24 protein-coding genes and 1 riboswitch are annotated in these 17,808 nt (G+C 44.0%); of the genes, 8 read left to right on the top strand and 16 right to left on the bottom strand.

Annotated elements, in window-relative coordinates; all coding sequences use genetic code 11:
• The first annotated feature begins 14 nt into the window (after window positions 1–14).
• A complete protein-coding gene (locus P4361_RS02970) occupies window positions 15–185 on the top strand; it encodes a hypothetical protein (protein WP_156316332.1) in 171 nt (56 codons plus the stop codon).
• Window positions 186–315: 130 nt separating this feature from the next.
• Window positions 316–477, top strand: coding sequence for a hypothetical protein (locus P4361_RS02965; RefSeq protein WP_156316331.1), 162 nt, complete (start codon window positions 316–318; stop codon window positions 475–477).
• Here P4361_RS02965 and P4361_RS02960 read toward each other — a convergent pair.
• The 4 genes from P4361_RS02960 to P4361_RS02945 all read right to left on the bottom strand — a co-directional run bounded on the left by P4361_RS02960 (window position 474) and on the right by P4361_RS02945 (window position 1,796).
• Complete coding sequence (locus P4361_RS02960; protein WP_062233224.1) at window positions 474–740, bottom strand: hypothetical protein; 267 nt, start codon at window positions 738–740, stop codon at window positions 474–476. The two genes, P4361_RS02965 and P4361_RS02960, sit on opposite strands and share 4 nt — an antisense overlap.
• A complete protein-coding gene (locus tag P4361_RS02955) occupies window positions 741–956 on the bottom strand; it encodes a hypothetical protein (RefSeq protein ID WP_328088261.1) in 216 nt (71 codons plus the stop codon).
• Window positions 957–1,173: 217 nt separating this feature from the next.
• Window positions 1,174–1,530, bottom strand: a complete 357-nt coding sequence (locus P4361_RS02950) for a HesB/IscA family protein (protein ID WP_256227505.1) — start codon at window positions 1,528–1,530, stop codon at window positions 1,174–1,176.
• A gap of 83 nt (window positions 1,531–1,613) precedes the next feature.
• On the bottom strand, window positions 1,614–1,796 hold the full coding sequence (locus P4361_RS02945; protein WP_256227546.1) for an aspartyl-phosphate phosphatase Spo0E family protein: 183 nt from the start codon (window positions 1,794–1,796) through the stop codon (window positions 1,614–1,616).
• Window positions 1,797–2,149: 353 nt separating this feature from the next.
• Here P4361_RS02945 and mqnE point away from each other — a divergent pair, with 353 nt between their 5' ends.
• Window positions 2,150–3,244 (top strand): aminofutalosine synthase MqnE, encoded by a 1,095-nt coding sequence (mqnE, locus tag P4361_RS02940; RefSeq protein WP_256227504.1) that lies wholly within the window; start codon window positions 2,150–2,152, stop codon window positions 3,242–3,244.
• Window positions 3,245–3,349: 105 nt separating this feature from the next.
• Here the strand turns inward: mqnE and P4361_RS02935 are convergent, their stop codons facing one another.
• Window positions 3,350–3,580 carry a hypothetical protein gene (locus P4361_RS02935; RefSeq protein WP_053357316.1) on the bottom strand — a complete coding sequence of 77 codons (231 nt, stop codon included), beginning with the start codon at window positions 3,578–3,580 and terminating at the stop codon, window positions 3,350–3,352.
• A gap of 458 nt (window positions 3,581–4,038) precedes the next feature.
• A riboswitch (FMN riboswitch) is annotated at window positions 4,039–4,209 on the top strand.
• Between the two features lie 217 nt (window positions 4,210–4,426).
• Here P4361_RS02935 and P4361_RS02930 point away from each other — a divergent pair.
• Entirely contained in the window at window positions 4,427–5,002 is a 576-nt protein-coding gene (locus P4361_RS02930; RefSeq protein ID WP_053357315.1) for an ECF transporter S component, read from the top strand.
• Window positions 5,003–5,264: 262 nt separating this feature from the next.
• Here the strand turns inward: P4361_RS02930 and P4361_RS02925 are convergent, their stop codons facing one another.
• Window positions 5,265–5,501 carry a YuzB family protein gene (locus P4361_RS02925; RefSeq protein ID WP_328088260.1) on the bottom strand — a complete coding sequence of 79 codons (237 nt, stop codon included), beginning with the start codon at window positions 5,499–5,501 and terminating at the stop codon, window positions 5,265–5,267.
• 232 nt (window positions 5,502–5,733) lie between these two features.
• Between P4361_RS02925 and P4361_RS02920 the strand changes: the two genes are divergently transcribed.
• On the top strand, window positions 5,734–6,798 hold the full coding sequence (locus tag P4361_RS02920; protein ID WP_053357313.1) for an NAD(P)/FAD-dependent oxidoreductase: 1,065 nt from the start codon (window positions 5,734–5,736) through the stop codon (window positions 6,796–6,798).
• A 94-nt stretch (window positions 6,799–6,892) separates the two neighbouring features.
• On the opposite strand, the gene P4361_RS02915 is transcribed toward P4361_RS02920, so the two are convergent.
• Window positions 6,893–7,219, bottom strand: a complete 327-nt coding sequence (locus P4361_RS02915) for a YuzD family protein (protein ID WP_062233208.1) — start codon at window positions 7,217–7,219, stop codon at window positions 6,893–6,895.
• A gap of 162 nt (window positions 7,220–7,381) precedes the next feature.
• On the opposite strand from P4361_RS02915, the gene P4361_RS02910 reads away from it, so the two are divergent.
• Window positions 7,382–7,621: a NifU family protein gene (locus P4361_RS02910; protein ID WP_053357311.1), complete on the top strand. Its 240-nt coding sequence runs from the start codon at window positions 7,382–7,384 to the stop codon at window positions 7,619–7,621.
• A 44-nt stretch (window positions 7,622–7,665) separates the two neighbouring features.
• Here P4361_RS02910 and thrB read toward each other — a convergent pair whose 3' ends face one another.
• From thrB to yutH, 6 genes are all read right to left on the bottom strand, one after another.
• Complete coding sequence (thrB, locus tag P4361_RS02905) at window positions 7,666–8,577, bottom strand: homoserine kinase (protein ID WP_328088259.1); 912 nt, start codon at window positions 8,575–8,577, stop codon at window positions 7,666–7,668.
• Window positions 8,574–9,635: a threonine synthase gene (thrC, locus tag P4361_RS02900; RefSeq protein ID WP_328088258.1), complete on the bottom strand. Its 1,062-nt coding sequence runs from the start codon at window positions 9,633–9,635 to the stop codon at window positions 8,574–8,576. Before thrC ends, thrB begins: the two co-directional genes overlap by 4 nt.
• Entirely contained in the window at window positions 9,632–10,930 is a 1,299-nt protein-coding gene (locus P4361_RS02895; protein ID WP_328088257.1) for a homoserine dehydrogenase, read from the bottom strand. The genes thrC and P4361_RS02895 overlap by 4 nt, the downstream gene beginning before the upstream one ends.
• A 171-nt stretch (window positions 10,931–11,101) precedes the next feature.
• Window positions 11,102–11,881 carry an SDR family oxidoreductase gene (locus P4361_RS02890; protein ID WP_328088256.1) on the bottom strand — a complete coding sequence of 260 codons (780 nt, stop codon included), beginning with the start codon at window positions 11,879–11,881 and terminating at the stop codon, window positions 11,102–11,104.
• Window positions 11,882–11,896: 15 nt separating this feature from the next.
• Window positions 11,897–12,874: a D-glycerate dehydrogenase gene (locus P4361_RS02885; RefSeq protein WP_328088255.1), complete on the bottom strand. Its 978-nt coding sequence runs from the start codon at window positions 12,872–12,874 to the stop codon at window positions 11,897–11,899.
• Window positions 12,875–13,010: 136 nt separating this feature from the next.
• Window positions 13,011–14,036 (bottom strand): spore coat putative kinase YutH, encoded by a 1,026-nt coding sequence (gene yutH, locus P4361_RS02880; protein ID WP_328088254.1) that lies wholly within the window; start codon window positions 14,034–14,036, stop codon window positions 13,011–13,013.
• Between the two features lie 141 nt (window positions 14,037–14,177).
• Between yutH and P4361_RS02875 the strand changes: the two genes are divergently transcribed.
• Window positions 14,178–14,675, top strand: a complete 498-nt coding sequence (locus P4361_RS02875; RefSeq protein ID WP_053357304.1) for a phosphatidylglycerophosphatase A family protein — start codon at window positions 14,178–14,180, stop codon at window positions 14,673–14,675.
• A 44-nt stretch (window positions 14,676–14,719) separates the two neighbouring features.
• Here P4361_RS02875 and P4361_RS02870 read toward each other — a convergent pair whose 3' ends face one another.
• Complete coding sequence (locus P4361_RS02870; protein ID WP_328088253.1) at window positions 14,720–15,490, bottom strand: TIGR01457 family HAD-type hydrolase; 771 nt, start codon at window positions 15,488–15,490, stop codon at window positions 14,720–14,722.
• Window positions 15,491–15,636: 146 nt separating this feature from the next.
• Here P4361_RS02870 and P4361_RS02865 point away from each other — a divergent pair, with 146 nt between their 5' ends.
• Window positions 15,637–15,819, top strand: coding sequence for an alpha/beta-type small acid-soluble spore protein (locus tag P4361_RS02865; RefSeq protein WP_256227497.1), 183 nt, complete (start codon window positions 15,637–15,639; stop codon window positions 15,817–15,819).
• Window positions 15,820–15,988: 169 nt separating this feature from the next.
• On the opposite strand, the gene P4361_RS02860 is transcribed toward P4361_RS02865, so the two are convergent.
• Both P4361_RS02860 and P4361_RS02855 read right to left on the bottom strand, forming a co-directional pair.
• Window positions 15,989–16,378: a VOC family protein gene (locus tag P4361_RS02860; protein WP_328088252.1), complete on the bottom strand. Its 390-nt coding sequence runs from the start codon at window positions 16,376–16,378 to the stop codon at window positions 15,989–15,991.
• A gap of 91 nt (window positions 16,379–16,469) precedes the next feature.
• Window positions 16,470–17,774 carry a homocysteine synthase gene (locus P4361_RS02855; protein WP_328088251.1) on the bottom strand — a complete coding sequence of 435 codons (1,305 nt, stop codon included), beginning with the start codon at window positions 17,772–17,774 and terminating at the stop codon, window positions 16,470–16,472.
• Window positions 17,775–17,808 lie beyond the last annotated feature (34 nt).

The following is a 17,808-nucleotide window of genomic DNA, read 5'->3' as shown; positions in this document are numbered from 1 at the left end:
AGGAAATTCAATTTATGAATCGCCAATGGACCGAAGATGAACTTTACATTGCTGAACTGCTGCAGGATCTTCAGCGTAAGATTGGATCACTGCACATTACAGATGAATCGTTTCTTGAAAATGTTCAGGCAGCCCTCCCTGAGCTCAAGCAGCTCTTGGAAAAAGTCAAAGGCTCACTGGAATAAAGTGGTTCTTGGTTTTGCCGTGGTAAGTATGCTACAATGACATCAGCAGACAAGTTCTGCTCATAAACCCATAAATATAACCCGGTGTCGGCACACCGGGTTTTTTTCTACATAAATAAGGAGATTACAAATGAACACATTCATCATCATTGGAATTGTTTTCTTTATACTCGGTACCGGATTAATGATGGCAAGCAGCCGGAATGCCGGCAGAAAAAAGTGGATGTATATCGGGTTTTCCGTCTTATCTGACCTTATCGGGCTGTTCTTTCTTTTGTATTTGGGCAACTAAAAATCTTTTATGAAGGTGGTTAGCAGTAAGCTAAACACCTTTTTTCCTTTTTCATTTCGTTTCCGGATTATTATTTCTTTTTGAAATAGTTCTTCATTGATTGTTATGGTTTCATAATCCACCGTTGCTTCCTGACCTTTAACGTAATCTTCATATGTCTTTTGCAGATAGGCTTCCGCTTCTTCCTTCGTATTGAACTCAATCTCTACCGTAAGACCTGGCCTCCCTTTGGATTGCCTGCGTATTTCGATTACATACTTCATTTATGACACACTGCAGTAAAGCAGCACCCACAGGATACTGATCAGCAAGATTCCTAGCCATCCACCCATTGCATAACCTGCTGCCATAACGAGCAGTACCGAAAAACTCGCCAGCAGCCACGACAATATGTTTCCCATGAATCGTAAATTACGGTTCATCATCTCCACTTTTTTCTCTCCCTTTTCAGGTTGATTTTTTTCAAGTGGTATAAACATATTCTCTGCCGCCGGTAAAATTGCACACAGAAAAGCGAAAGTGCCCTGCTAAAGTCCGGTAAAGAAGACACGGCTCATGTTTTTATGAGCCAATGTCGCACTTATGCCCTGTGGGTACAAGCGCTGGAACCAATACACAGCCTCAGGCACTGTAGCTAGACAAAAAAAACCTCCTTGTCAGCCATCAGCGGCTTACGAGGAGGTTTTTTCTATATGATTAGCACTCTTCAGGAGTACCAGTATTGGTTGCAGTTTTAAATGAAGAACCGCATCCGCATGAAGCGATCGCGTTCGGATTATTGATTGTAAATCCTCCGCCCATCATGTTCTGCTTAAAATCAACAGTTGTACCATTTAAAATCTTGGCACTTTCATCATCCACAACAATTTTAAGGCCATTAATCTCCTCTTCATGATCATTGCTCTGGGTTTCTTTATCAAAGCCCATGCCGTATGAGAGGCCGCTGCATCCGCCGCCTTTTACACCGACACGAAGAAAAAGTCCTGATTCCTCTTCAGCTGCAAGCATCTCTTTAATTCTGCCTACTGCCGCATCTGTAAAGTTTACGATCATCTCTGTACACTCTCCTTCATTGAAGGTTTTATAACTATATTATACTAGTGCAAACCAAAACTCTCAAGGTTTAGGCTTGCTCCTTAAAATGAATTTTCTCTTTCAATCTTTAATATGAGGTTATGGGTTTCATCAATTTTACGGCTATAGCTCAATACTTGGGGATGATTCAGACCAAATAGATCAGCCGTTTTAATCATCTCTTGGCGGAGCACTTCTATCTGCTCATTATATTCGATTAGCCGTTCGCAATCAGCTACATTCATCACGGGCAACACTCCCTGGTTCAATACCTGGTGGTTCCATTATTCTACTTCATCTTCAATTTTTTTACAATATAAGACACTCAATATTATGTATTCTGCTATATTTTCACCCTTTTGTCTTTATTATTTCTAAAAAGTAAACAATCTTTAACGTTTGTTACACGAATGTGACATTGATGGTAATTCGTTCCTTCCTTGTCCTCCCAAATAAATGAGCGTATAATAGACTGCGTATTCTTCGGGCGTTTTTACTAGCTCTAGAAAAAAGCTTTTAATCAAAAAGTTTGATTTCGCGGGATTCTTTCCTGCACAATAGAACGTATATACATATTAATTGAAACGGGGGAAAAGGAATGGCAATCATTACACAAGAAACAAAAATTCAGGACATTGCTGAAAAAATCCGTAACGGTGAACGACTTTCAATTGAGGACGGCCTTTTTTTATATGAAACCAACGATATACTGGGTGTCGCTCAATTGGCGAATGAAGTGAATTCGAAGAAAAACGGCGATAATGTTTATTTTATTGAAAATATGTACATTAACCCAACCAATGTATGCGAAGCAACTTGCAGCTTCTGCGGTTTCAAGCGGAAACCTGGTGAAGAAGGCGCCTATACAATGAACGAAGAACAGCTGCTTGAGTATGTTGAAAAGCGATGGAATGATAATATCCGCGAATTCCATATTGTCGGCGGCCATAATAATGAAGTGCCTTTTGACTACTATCTGGACACCATTCGTGTTCTAAAAAAACATTATCCAAATGCTGCAATCAAAGCCTATACAGGAGCAGAAATTGAGTTTTTTGCACGCTTATCTGGTTTGTCCATGAAAGAAGTATTAGAGGAACTTGTTAAAGCAGGACTGGACACGATGCCAGGAGGCGGTGCAGAAATTCTAACTGAACGCTATCGTGAAAAAATGAGTCCGGATAAAGCTTCTACCGATCAATGGCTGGAAGCCCATGAGATTGCTCACGGTCTTGGACTTCGTACTCATGCAACCATGCTGTACGGTTCTATTGAATCAAAAGAAGAACGCTTGATTCATATGGACAGACTTCGAAAGCTTCAAGATCAAACAAACGGATTTATGGTGTTCATTCCGCTTGCGATGCAGCCAAGAACAGCTTCCATGGGGCTTACCCGGCGTACGTCAGCTTTTGATGACATGCGCACGATCGCTATCAGCCGCTTGATGCTCGATAATTTTGACCATGTTAAAGCGTACTGGATCAACATCGGTGTACAATTAACACAGATGGCCTTGACTTTTGGTGCTGATGACATTCACGGAACTTTGATTGAAGAAAGAATTTCTCACTCTGTTGGTGCCCTCACTTCTCAAGGCATTACGCGTAAAGAATTGGTGCATTTAATAAAAACAGCCAACAAGAAACCTGTTGAACGCGATACGTTCTATAACATCATCAAAGAATATTAAACAAAAACTGCCGGAAGCATCCGGCAGTTTTTGTTTAAAGTAAATTCACGGAAGTAATGTCTAGCTTCAGCGCCCCAGTCCATGAGGGCGCTGAAGCTTTTCTTCCTATCTTAATTTTTCTTCTGTCCAGAAGTAATCATCATCTGCGTTTAAGATGGTCAGCTTGCTGTGGCAGCATGGCATGACCAGCAGCTGCTTGATGCCTTCCTTTGCACTGTTCAGCTTTTCTTCAGAGAATGCCGTCAGCACATTGGACTTATGGCAGAACGGGCATTCATTTATATAGATATCGTCCATCATTTTATCGTAAGGCCAAGAATTCTCAAATGTCAGCATAACCACTGGCTTCTTTCTCAGAACAGCCAGATTTCCCCTCCTTGCATAGATTATTTCCTACCTATTGTATACCAGAAGACCAAGCATCTGTGTGATTTCTTTTACCCATTCTTTTCGGTTCATAACCTTATTCTATTTCCAAGGCTTTTTTCAAAAAGCTTGTTGCATTTTGAACATTTCTGCATAGAATCTTCCTTGACAAGTTGATTGGAGTGGAAGGTGCGAGACTCCTGCGGGGGTCGCGTGACAGGTAAGACCCAAAGGCGCTTGCGCCGTGGGGCTTACCGCACGCCCCGCGGAAAGCGAGCAGCCTGGAACGGAAATCAACCACTATCAAGTACAACAATGAAAACGAAACAGCAACTTCCAAAAACCCACTAAACTTTTGTAAGTCAAAATGGTTCCCAAATTCCTTTTTATGCAGTATAATAAGCAATGTATTCTACAAAAAAATAGCGATCCATCTTCGGGGCAGGGTGAAATTCCCGACCGGCGGTATTTGAAGATTCCCTCTTCATCAGCCCGTGAGCTCATGAGAAGAGCTGAAACACATCGTTTCGTTGCTTCTTGTCTGCTGATCTGGTGTAATTCCAGAGCCGACAGTAAAGTCTGGATGGGAGAAGATGACGGTGCATTGTTCAGTTCTTTTACAATAAAGAGATCTATTGTAAAACGACTGAGCCCTCGCTCAGCTGCATTCTAAGGACATACCGTTCTTAAAATGTTTATTTGATGATGCCTGACACTCTCCCTTAGCTTCTATAAAAAGCTAAGGGTTTTCTATTGTTGTCAGGGGTGCACTGCATTTGAAATCAGAGATGGCGCAACAAAAGGAGAGATTTCAACATGCAAAAGGGAAAAGTGTATAAGATGGTGGCTGTTTCCATGCTAAGCAGCATTGCGTACGTATTACAGTTATTGGATTTTCCGTTTCCAGGTCTTCCATCATTCCTGCAGATTGACTTCAGCGAAGTCCCTGCATTGCTTGCAGCGATTGTCTTTGGACCGCTCGCAGGAATTGCCGTTGAAGCAATTAAGAACTTCCTTCATTACGGAATTGTCGGCAACCTGACAGGGGTTCCAGTTGGAGAACTGGCAAACTTTATCGCTGGATCGATCTTCATTGTTCCTGTCTCCTATTTCTTCCGCAAATACCGTACTACGAAGGGCTTATCCGCAGGGTTGGTCAGTGGAACAGTCTTAATGACGTTAGCGATGGGGGTATTGAATTACGTGCTGATCCTTCCCGCTTACACATGGTTCCTGAACTCACCGCAAATGTCCGGTGATGCGATGCTGAACCTGATCTTAGTAGGGATTGCACCGTTCAATGTGATCAAAGGATTACTTATCACAATTTTATTCATTGTGTTATATACAAGGATTCAGCCTTGGCTGAACAGACAATATCAGCATTCTTAAAAAATGCAGAAAAAGCTGGCTCACTCGATGAGCCAGCTTTTCTATTGATCCAGGCAGTTTACATTAAGTTTGATCGGACAGTAAATGTTACGTTTTGGCCAGTATTTCTTTCATTTCCGCCAGTAAAATCTGTTTTTTGGCAAGTAAATTCCCGTTTTGGCCAGTTAATGCATTTATAAGTCGTTTAGAACTTCATCTTTGTTGCCAAACTAACGCTGAATATAAAAAAACACCATTTCCGCGGAGGAAATCGTGTTTTTTATTAAAACATCGGATTTTGTTCTAAAAATTTATAAACGTTCTCGACCAGCTCGTCCGGTGTTTCACCGCGTACAATTTCTCCGTTCACTAAAGCGAATAGAGAACGGGCACAGTGCCCACAATATCCGAGACAGCCGTATTCAATCACATCAAGGTCATAATCCTGTTCCAATTTCTCTAGTGCACGCTGTGAGCCGTTGGCCAGGTTGCTGACACAAAATTCGATAATCGGCTTCATCTTTTCACCTCGCCTTACTTTTCTATCCTATCTTGTACGAACAGGACAGTCAAACCCTTTACCTTGTCCCCTTCAGTTTTTCATTAAAATGGTTGAGAAATTATAGTAAAATGCTATACTTAGAAGTGTTTGAATGTGAAATCGCTTCCGTTGAAGCCTGTAGAAAACGTTGATTTACTGCTATTATTGATGAGATTAGTACACATTGTGCCATAGAAAGAAGGGAAAGACAATGAAACACCTAGTATTGCTTGGCGGAGGATATGGGGGAATGCGCCTAATGAAGCGCCTGCTCAATGCATCTGAGCTTCCATCCGACGTCCAAATTACCTTAATCGACAAGCTTCCTTATCATTGTTTAAAAACTGAATATTATGCGCTGGCTGCTGGAACGATTTCCGACCACCATATCCGGGTTCCGTTCCCTGAACATCCCCAGCTTAAGGTAAAATACGGAGAAGTGACCGGCCTTGATTTTGACGGAAAACAAATCCACCTTTTAGATGATGAAACTTTGACTTATGATGAATTAGTCATTGGCTTAGGCTGTGAAGATAAATATCATAATGTCCCTGGTGCTCCAGAATATACGCTCAGCATTCAAAGTGTGGACAAGTCCCGCGAAACCTACCAGGTATTAAATAACCTTCCGCATAATGCAGTTGTCGGTGTTGTCGGTGCAGGATTGAGCGGTGTCGAATTAGCCAGTGAACTCCGCGAGAGCCGTTCCGATTTGAACATCAAGCTTTTCGACCGCGGACCGATCATACTTAACGGGTTTAAACCGCGCCTGAGCAACTATGTACAAAACTGGTTCATTCAGCATGGTGTTGAAGTTATCAACAATTCGAATATTACGCGAGTAGAAGAAAACGTACTCTACAATCACGATACAGCCATTGAATGTGATGCCATCGTCTGGACAGCAGGCATTCAGCCAAACAAACTCGTTCGTGAACTGGATGTGGAAAAAGATGCACAAGGCCGGGTCAAACTGACTAAGTATCACCAGCTCCCAAACGACGAGAACGTATATGTGGTCGGTGACTGTGCAAGCATGCCATTCTCTCCAAGCGCTCAGCTTGCGGAAGAACAGGCAGAACAGATTTCTGATATCCTTCTTAAAAAATGGAGAAATGAACCGATGCCAGAGCTTGAAGAAATCAAGCTGAAAGGTGTTATGGGATCCCTGGGCAAGAAGAGCGGATTCGGAACGATGGGTGGAGCTTCCCTCATCGGACGTGTTCCCCGTCTTTTAAAATCCGGAATTCTTTGGCTCTATAAATATCAAAACTAACGTAAAAAAATCCATGGGATGATCTTCAATCACACCATGGATTTTCTTTTGTCTCGAAATAGCCCCTTTTATTTCTAATTATTAACTCACCAATTTAGACAACATCCCGATAGCCGTGCTGTTCCATAATTTCATAAATATCCTTCAGTCGTGGATTCCCTTCTGCTACGATTTTATTGTTGATGACAACGACCGGATAGAACAGATCTTCCTCAAGAATCTGAAGAGCAAATTTCTGGTTCTCTCCTTCTGTTGGAGAAAAGATATCCACGTATTCTATACTGAAGAGCTGATTTGGAAATTTCCGTGAGATGGCCGCTTCCAGCCATTCCGCTGTTTCTTTTGATGTAGGGAGATTCACACAGCTCGCACATTTTTGTTCCCCGCCGAATACTTTTATGATGATCTGACTCATGTCCATTTACTCACCCCAATTTGAAGTCCCCTGCTTTCTTTTATTGTAATAGATTCTGCTCCGTTAATAAAGGTGAATTCTTTTCAATGTTGTGATGCGCGCACATGGATTTTTTTATTCAAAACCCGTATAATAAAAGTAAGTTTTTAATGAAAGGAGCATTTTATTATGACTACTGAAATTTCTATGCGTGAGCAAGTTGAAGAAGTTCTAGATAAATTACGCCCATTTTTGCTTCGTGATGGCGGTGACGTTGAACTCGTTGACATCGAAGACGGTATTGTTAAAGTACGTTTGATGGGTGCTTGCGGAAGCTGCCCTTCCTCCACCATTACGTTAAAAGCCGGTATCGAGCGCGCCCTTCTTGAGGAAGTGCCTGGTGTCGTTGAATTGGAACAAGTATTTTAATTAATGCGATATGTAAAAAACCCCGCTCAATGGAGTGGGGTTTTTTATGCCGGAAGAGAAAGCTGTTCGATTCGAACTCCCTTTGAATCAGGAAGAACCATTCTGCAGACATAACCCTCAAACGCTGATGCCAGCCGTTCCCTGATGCGTTCTCCGGAACCTGCCGGCACAAAGCTGATCACTGTCGGGCCTGCCCCGCTTATGGCTGTTCCATAAGCGCCAAGGTCGTATGCTTTCTGTTTAATTGCTGCAAAATCAGGAAACCAGCACTGGCGATAAGGTTCGTGCAGCAGATCTCTTCCCATCATTTTTCCAGCCGTTTTCCAGTCGTTTGTAAGCACAGAAGCAACTAACACGTTGCTTACCGCACTCGCCTGAACTGCCTGAGCGTGAGGCAAGCTTTCGGGCAATGCTTCTCTTGCCTTGCTCGTTGAAAGCTCAAAGGACGGAATGACAAGCACCATTTCCACTGATAAATCATGGATTTGTACCGTTTCTACCGTGTTTTCTCCGTAGCTGCTGACGGCTAAGCCGCCGATCAATGAAGGGACCACATTGTCAGGATGCCCTTCCATTCTGCATGCATATAAGGATTTCTCTTTTTTAGACAAAGAGAGCGAAAGCACACGGTTTGCCCACTCTATACCAGCTACGATTGCTGCCGCACTGCTGCCCAGTCCCCTTGAAAGAGGGAGCTCGCTCTCCACTTCAATGGAGCAGCATGGCAGCTCTTTACCATGATCCTTTGCAACCAGCAAAGCTGCATCATGTATAAGATTCGTTTTTTCTCCGTTCAGTATTTGCAGTTCATTTCCAATGTAAGTGAATTTCCATTGTGAAGACGGAAACACATTCACGGTTAAGTACATTGTGATCGCCATTCCTATTGAATCAAAACCGGGTCCTAAATTTGCTGTGCTGCCCGGAACTTGGATGGAAAATGGGGAAAAGGTCATTGAAGCACACAACCCTTCATGGCCTCCCTCAGCTCTTCAATTTGATTGGAAACTTTGACCGGGTTGACAGAAACCGTCTCCATCGCTGTCTCCGGATCCTTCAGCCCGTTTCCAGTCAGCACGGCGACAACCCTTGTTCCTTTTGCGAGCTTGCCGCTTTTTACGAGTTTCCAAACGCCTGCAATGGATGAGCACGAAGCCGGTTCTGCAAAGACGCCTTCTTTTTTCGCCAGCAGATGGTATGCTTCTACAATTTCCTGATCACTGACACTGTTCACTCCGCCATTCGACTGCTGTACAGCTTCGACCGCGAAGTTCCAGCTGGCTGGATTCCCGATTCGGATTGCAGTGGCAATTGTTTCTGGATTCTTTACTACGGCATTGTTAACGATCGGGGCTGCTCCTTCCGCCTGAAAGCCTTGCATCCTCGGGAGCCCGCTTCCCTTCTTCTCGTGATATTCTTTGAATCCTTTCCAATACGCAGAAATGTTGCCTGCATTGCCTACGGGAATGGCAAGCACATCTGGTGCTGAACCCATCGCGTCCACGATTTCAAACGCGGCTGTTTTCTGTCCTTCCAGACGGAACGGATTGACAGAGTTTACGAGAGTCAGCGGCTCTTCTTCACTTAATCTGCGGACCATCTGAAGTGCTTCATCAAAATTCCCTTCGATCTCAAACACTTCCGCACCATACATTTTAGCCTGTGCCAGCTTGCCGAGCGCCACTTTTCCAGAAGGAATAACTACGATACACAGGAGCCCTGCCCTCGCCCCATAGGCAGCAGCCGCTGCACTCGTGTTACCTGTTGACGCACAGATGATGGCCTTGCTTCCTTCTTCCTTCGCTTTCGCTACGGCCATTACCATTCCCCGGTCCTTGAAGGATCCCGTCGGATTGGCTCCTTCATATTTAACGGAGAGCTCGATACCCCATTCTTTTGAAAGGTGTTCAAGAGGAATAAGCGGTGTGTTTCCTTCCAACAGAGAAAGTTCAGGTGTAGCGGCATTGACGGGTAAGAATTCCCTGTACCGATGAATTAGTCCTTTATAGCTCATTGTGCTCCTCCTTCTACTCTGTAATGGCTCTTAATTACTTTAACGACCCCTGAATCCCGTAACTGCTGATAGATCTGATCATTTTGGTGCTTTGTTGTCGTATGCGTTACGAGAACAACCTCAGCAACCCCGTCTTCACCGACTGGTTTTTGAAGCAGTTTTTCCAAGCTGACGTGATTTTCTGCAAAGACTGAAGTCAGAGATGAAAATGTTCCTGCTTCATCTTTGACATGCAACCGGTAAAAGTACTTCCCTTTAATCTCATCTGCTTGCTTTAATTGTTTTTCAAATTGAGGAGCCACTACACTTTTTCCGTTAACGCCAAGGCGCATATTGCGAACGACTGCTACAAGGTCAGACACGATGGATGTAGCGGTAGGCAGCTGGCCGGCACCCGGACCGAAGAACATGGTCTCCCCAACAGCTTCTCCATAAATGTAAACCGCGTTATATTCGTTTTGTACAGAAGCAAGCGGATGTGTATCCGGAAGCAGCGTCGGTTCCACACTCACTTCGACTTTTCCACCATCTTTTCTTGCGTTGCCGATCAATTTCATTGAATAGCCAAACTGGCGGGCATACACTAGATCATCACTTGTAATATTGGAGATCCCCTTCACTTCCACATCATCAAGATGTATGTTCATAGAAAAACCGAGGGATGCCAGAATCGCCATCTTCCTTGCAGCATCGATTCCTTCTACGTCTGAAGTCGGGTCTGCTTCCGCATAGCCTAAGTCCTGAGCCTCTTTTAATACTTCTTCAAACGTTAAATTTTGTTTGTCCATCTTCGTTAAAATGTAGTTGGTCGTTCCGTTTACGATTCCCATCATCTTCGTGATCCGGTCTGATGCAAGGCCGTCCACAAGAGTGCGGATAATCGGAATTCCTCCTGCTACACTCGCTTCATAAAATAGGTCACACCCATTTTCTTCGGCGGCCGACAGCAATTCTGCACCATACAGCGCCATAAGATCTTTATTTGCTGTAATCACATGTTTTTTATTGTTTAAGGCCTGCAAGATGTATTCTCTTGCTAGTTGGATACCTCCTATAACCTCAATGACAACATCTATTCCAGGGTGGTTCACAACCTCTTCAGCATTGCTTGTCAATAATTCTGGCTTAATCGTACAGGATCTTTCCTTGTCCAGATTTTGTACGAGTACTTTTTCTATGTAGACCGGACAGCCTACACGGTGAAGCAATTCCTCCTGGTGACCCTCCACCATCCGGACGACTCCGCTTCCTACTGTTCCTAGTCCTAATAATCCTACAGATACGCTTTCAACCATTGCCAACACTCCTGTCCTCACTAGAAATACATATGTTTTTATATTAAGGACAATTGTAGACCCTATTTGGGTTTGAAACAACCAAAAATATTGTAAAGATTTTGGCAGCGCTTACATTTTTGTGTGAAACAAAAAGCCTCTTTTGCTAGCTAGAGGCCAAATAGCAGGTTATTATCCGCGTTTGAAACCACCCTCTGAATGTATGATCTGGCCTGTAATCCATTCGCTTTGATCGCTGGCAAGAAAATGAACTAACCTTGCTGCATCATCGGGCATACCAACTCTTCCTGATGGGAAACGGGTAGCCAGGTGCTTATGCGTCTCTTCATTCATCCAGCCTGTGTCTGACGGTCCAGGATTAATTGCGTTTACTGTAATGCCTTGTCCCCCCACTTCCTCACTGAATGTAACTGTAAGCGCATCAATGGCCCCTTTTGTAGCAGCATAGGCAAGTTCTCCCGCCATCGGCCCTTTAGACTGTCCTGACGTCATATTAATGATCCTTCCGCCAGAAACTCCATTCCAGCGGCGGGCGAATTCCACACAAAGCATTGACGTTGCGCGAACATTGATTTCATAGTGTTTGTCCAAATGTTCTGCCGTGAACGTCGCAATCGTGTCATTTACTGAATAACAGGCGTTGTTAACAAGAATAGAAGGTGCCCCAACCGTACGTTCCGCTTCATCAAACAGCCTTGCATAGGAATCGGCCTCCGCAAGATTCAATTCCATCATTCCATGAGTCAAACCGAACTGTTTCAGCTCATGTAAGAGGATTTCAGGATCGCTTTCTTTTTTCCCCCAAGGCATTCCCTTATCATAATTCGACCAATATGTAAAAAAGACAGAAGCCCCTCCCCGGGCAAGTGTCCGGCAAAACGCCGCACCCATCCCTTCCAGCCGGCTTACTCCCGTGACAATAGCAGCTTTTCCTAACAATTCCTTGTTCATTTCTTAATCCCTCATTTATTCATGATTACCTGTATTTACAGCTGCAGGAGGCTTTAAACCCTGCAATACATGAGCAATATTACTCACAGCAAGTCTTGCCATCTTAAGGCGTGTTTCTGTACTTGCACTCCCAATGTGTGGAAGTGCCGTCAAATTAGGATGTCTTAAAAGCGGATGGTCTGGATTGATCGGCTCTTCCCGGAACACATCCAGACCTGCACCATTGATCCAGCCCTCTGATAACGCACGGTCCAGCGCCTCCTCAACCACTACTCCGCCTCGCGATACATTTATAAACAGCGCCGTATCTTTCATCATCTTAAAAGCCTTTTCATTAAATAGATCTTTTGTTTCTGGCGTAAGCGGTGTTAAACAGACAATATAATCCGATTCTTTCAGCAAGTCCTCGAATATCCGGTAAGAGAGCCCCAGCCTTTCTTCAGTTTCAATCTTTCGACGGCGGTTATGATAAAGAACCTTCATATCAAAGCCTGATGCCCGTCTAGCTACCGCTTCACCAATACGCCCCATGCCAACGATTCCTAATGTTTTATAGTGAATATCAGTACCTGCAAGAAGAAGCGGGCTCCAGCTGTTCCATTTTCCATCCTTAATATATTCTGCTGCTTCTGTAATTCTCCTCCCGGCTGCCATCAGCAATGCAAATGCCAGATCTGCTGTTGTGTCTGTAAGCACATCAGGTATGTTGCAGACGGTCACTCCGTATTTTGAAGAAGCTTCCACATTAATATTATCGATTCCCACAGCAAGATTAGCTACAGCCTTTAGGTGCGGCGCCTGGCGCAAGAGCTCCTCATCAATTCGGTCTGAGAGCATCGTCAGCAGTCCTGCTGCCTTATTTGCCTTTTCGAGCAGTATACTGCGCGGAACCGGTTTTTCTTCTTCCATCCACATTTCCACCTCAGCGATTTCCTGCAGTTCGGCAAGTGTTTCTTGTGGTAATTTTCGCGTTATGTACACATAGGGCTTCATATCAGCACTCCAAGCTTTTTCCCTTATTTTCTCATGTTTGTCCTATCAGTTCAATTTAGGAAAGCTTAAGCGCCCTGTTAAGGTCCGACAAGCGCTGGACCTAGACAAAAGAAAAAGCGCTTCACAAAGAGCGCTTTTACGTGCTGGGGAGAAGCCAGTCAACGATTGGAATCTGAAGCCGGTCGGCAGGCAAGCCGATCGATGGAAAAAACGAGCGCAGGAAATTTTCGTTCTGCTCTTCCATCAGCAGATATTCTGTAAATTTGTGCTGAGATAATTCTTTGCCGATCTCCCGTTCATTTTGATAGTGCTTTTCAAGCAGATCAAAATACCATACCGGATATAAAAGACGTCCGTATAACAATCTCCAGCCTTCTCTTTTTAGAGGGATTACCCGCTCGTAATCATCGAGAAACGATGTGATGCTTTCAGGAGTAAAGTTTTTTTGGTATACACAGGAACGGATCCACTCTGCAATATCACGCACAGGATGGTCGAGTACCCAGCCTGTAGGAAGCTTTATATAATCGTCATCAAACTGAAGCCATGAATTCTCCTGAAATCGCTCGTGGCATATGGAGGGGCCGGCCTCTTCTCTTATGGAATCTTCCATATTGTAATCGATGATGTACTGGATCGCATTTTCTGAAAGTCCTTCATAATAAGGAAATGTCGTTAGAAACAATTGGTCAAATTCTGTTTTTACCGGCTTTGCAAAAACTTCCCGGTACCACTCTTTGGCCTGGTCCACACGGTTCATCCACAGGACGGCCCAGCTTCCATACAATAAGCTATCCGACGTAGCCGGCGGAGGAAGCTCTCGGCCGTTTTTATGGAAGGCGGCAAGTTCTTCGCCCAGCGGCCTTTTTTCCGATGCAGTGCGGTTTGACTTTTCAATTTTGAATAATAGGATAGGTTCACCCTCAATATTGGCATTAGGGAGGTTCGACAATGTAGGAAAAAGTCCTGCGATGCCCTTCTCCCCCTTGTACCTTAAATAATCGCTGAAATAAACTATCTCTTCAATGCGGTCAATCGTAATCTTTTTCTGCGGAACGACTAAGTACTGTTCTCCCCCAGAAACAAAATAGCGATATCCACTGATGCTTCTTTTTCCATCACAATATAATTGATAATGATGATAAATGTCCCTCTCGAACATAGCCTCACCCCAACTCCTTCAATAATTATAGTCTATGACCCAACACCTTTGATGGTTATTAAATTTTGGCTGAACTCATAACTTAGGTTTGGACACATATACTATAAAAAGCTTAACGTCGTGAAAGATAAGGAGATCTTTATGAGAGAGAAAAAGGTAGAGAATGTTGAGGAAACAGCACTGCGCCTGCTCAAAGAACGGGGCGTAACATTAAAGGATATCGCCGAACTTGTTTATTTTCTTCAAGTGCCTTACCATCCTGACCTTGAGTTATCTGTCTGCCTTCAGAACGTGGAAAGGGTCGTTGCCAAACGTGAGGTGCAAAACGCTATATTGACTGGAGTACAGCTTGACATGCTCGCCGAGAAAAAGATGCTTGAAGGCCCTCTTCAGGAAATTCTAGAACGAGATGAGAGCTTGTATGGCATCGATGAAGTTATTGCTCTTTCTATTGTTAATATATACGGATCCATCGGTTTTACGAACTACGGCTTCATCGATAAACAAAAACCGGGCATCCTTGAAAAATTGAACGATAAATCCACAGGAAAAGTGCATACCTTCCTCGATGATATTGTGGGTGCGATTGCGGCTGCTGCTTCAAGCCGTCTTGCCCACCGTGCAGCCAATACTGAGTAATCAGAAGAAAACAGCTCCCTCATACGGAAGCTGTTTTTTTCATTTTATTCAAATGCTTTCCATTCATCCAGTCCATTTACCGTGTACTTCGGCTGAATATCAACCTGGCCGAGGTGCTCCTTCTGGGTTACACCCGTGTGAACAAGGAGGGTATCAAGACCAGAACGTATTCCCGCCAAGATATCGGTATCATAATTGTCGCCGATCATCAGGGTATCTTCCTTCGCTGTGCCAAGCTCTTCGAGTGCCATCTCCATAATAATCGCTTCCGGCTTACCAATAAAGGTCGGTTGTACCCGTGTGGAAACAGCCACTACAGAAGTCAGCGAGCCGTTTCCAGGCAGCAGGCCTCTTTCAGTAGGCAGAGCAATATCTCCGTTCGTGGAAATAAACCTCGCCCCATTCCTTACTGCAAGACACGCGATCGTTAATTTTTCATAGTTGATCGAACGGTCGATTCCCATGACGACAAAATCAGGCTGCTCCTCGGTAAGGGTGAAGCCTTTTTCCAATAATGCCTGTCGGATTCCTTCTTCTCCAATGCAATACACAGTTGCGTCACGTTTGATTTTTTCAATATAGTTGGCAGTAGCCATGCTTGTCGTGTACACATGATCGGAAGTGGCCGGAATTTCAAAGTTGTGCAGAACAGAAGCCACGTCTTCCTTCGTTTTTGATGAGTTATTCGTCACAAAAAGATACGGAAGGCCTCTCCTGTTAAGCTCCTGAACGAATTGCACCGCCTCTTCAATCCGTTCCTTTCCTCTGTACATCGTTCCATCCAGATCAATCAAATAGCCTTTATAAGTTTTCATTCCACAAACTCCTTTTTTCATTCACAGGTTAGTGTACCAAAAATGGGGCCATCCTAACAAAAATTTGAACCCCTTGACTCTCCGATTTCCTCTTTATGTATATTGTTCCATTTGAAGTGCACGATAAGAAAAAAGGAGGTCATCTTATGGCTAAAAATACAAATGAAACTGTAGTTTCTGGAGTACAAAACGCATTGAATCAAATGAAACAGGAGATTGCCAGGGAGTTTGGTGTTTCTTTAGGAGCAGATACGACGTCTAGACAGAACGGTTCGGTTGGCGGCGAGATCACGAAGCGCCTCGTACAGATGGCTGAGCAACGGCTTTGAAAGAAAGTAGCTAGACATCACAACTTTTCAAGTTTTCATTGATATCAAAAAAGGGGCTGTCCAAGANNGGAGTCTCGCACCTTGCACTCTAATCAACCTTTCATTGAAGATTCTTCACGTCAAAGGAGCTGCCTGAAGGTCAATTTTCGACTTTCAGGACAGCCCCTTTTTATTTCGGCGTTGCTGGCTGAAAATATTCAATTCTCTCCCGGTCAGGGCCATAGAAGAATATATACTGAGAACCATCAGGCAACGATGTCACCTCATCTTCGACAAACAGGACGCTATGATTCTTCAGCTCCTGAATTTCTTTCGAGAGATCATCTACGGTAAACGCCACATGATTCACTTTTCCTTCTTCAGCCAGCTGTCTATTGTGGCCTGCTACCAGCTCAACCAGGATCTCCCCTTCCATTCCCAAAAATACTAGTTCGATCCCTGGCTTGGAGTGTTTCATTCGTTTGATCACATCCAAACCTATGATGTCACGGTAAAAGGAAATGGATTCTTCCAAGTTTTCAACCATAATTCCTACATGCTCAAGCTTTCTTACAGCCATACCAAACATCCCTTCCAATTTCGATTCATTCACCTGAAAATTTCATACTTGTCTTAAGTATAGTAGAAAGGGTGTTTATTGAACATAACAATTACTGGCCGCTTGGAACCGGACTGATGACCGCTAGTGCCTGCTCGAGATCATAGATAATATCATCAATCGTTTCAATGCCCACCGACAGCCTTACCATCTCAGGCGATACTCCTGCTCTAAGCTGCTCTTCCTCTGTCAGCTGCTGATGCGTAGTGCTTGCCGGATGGATGATTAATGATTTAGAATCACCGACATTCGCCAAGTGAGAGAATAACTTCACACTTTCAATGAGCTTTCTTCCTTCTTCTACCCCGCCTTTTACACCGAAAGTGAGGATGGCACCAGCACCTTTAGGCAAATATTTCTGCGCCAGCTCATTATACTTGTTATCTTCTAATCCAGGATAGTTCACCCAGTCCACAGCAGGATGTTCTTTTAAGTATTTCGCCACCTTCAGGGCATTTTCACTATGCCGTTCTACACGCAGGGCCAGCGTTTCAAGCCCTTGAATAAAGAGGAAGGAGTTAAACGGTGATACGCAAGAACCGAGGTCTCTGAGCAATTGGACACGCGCCTTGATAATATAAGCCAGCGGTCCGACTGCTTCCGTATAAACGACGCCATTATAGCTTTCATCCGGCTCCGTAAGTCCTGGGAATTTGCCGTTCGTCCAATCAAACTTACCGGAATCTATAATTAATCCTCCAATCGATGTGCCGTGTCCGCCAATGAATTTTGTAGCGGAATGAACGACAATGTCTGCTCCATACTCGATCGGACGGCAAAGATATGGTGTTGCAAACGTATTGTCTACGATAAGCGGAACCCCTGCTTCATGAGCAATTTCTGCAATGGCTGAGATATCTGCCACGTCAATTTTCGGATTCCCGATCGTCTCGATGTAAACCGCTTTTGTCTTTTCAGTAATGGCATCACGGAAGGATTGAAGGTTATCCACTTCTGCAAATTTAAAATTGATTCCGAGCTTCGGAAGTGTATTCGCAAACAAGTTATACGTTCCGCCATATAGAGAGCCAGACGCTACAATTTCGTCACCTGCTCCCGCTATGTTTAAAATGGAATACGTAATCGCCGCCTGGCCGGATGCAACCGCCAGCGCTCCAACACCGCCTTCTAGCTTTGCAATCGTCTGTTCAAACGCATCCTGTGTCGGATTCATGATTCGGCTGTAAATGTTCCCAAACTCTTTTAAACCAAAAAGGTTGGCTGCGTGCTCCGTACTGTTGAATTGATAAGACGTTGTCTGGTAAATAGGAACCGCTCTCGCGCCTGTTGTCGGATCTACTTTCTGTCCCTCGTGCAATGAAACCGTCTCAAAACCATATTCTCTTTCTTCACTCATGTTCAATCTCTCCTTCTAAAATGTAGTGGTTTAA

This window comes from Fictibacillus sp. B-59209, assembly GCF_036216745.1.
Classification (GTDB): Bacteria; Bacillota; Bacilli; order Bacillales; family Fictibacillaceae; genus Fictibacillus_C; species Fictibacillus_C marinisediminis.
This window is presented reverse-complemented; position numbering and strand designations above follow the sequence as displayed.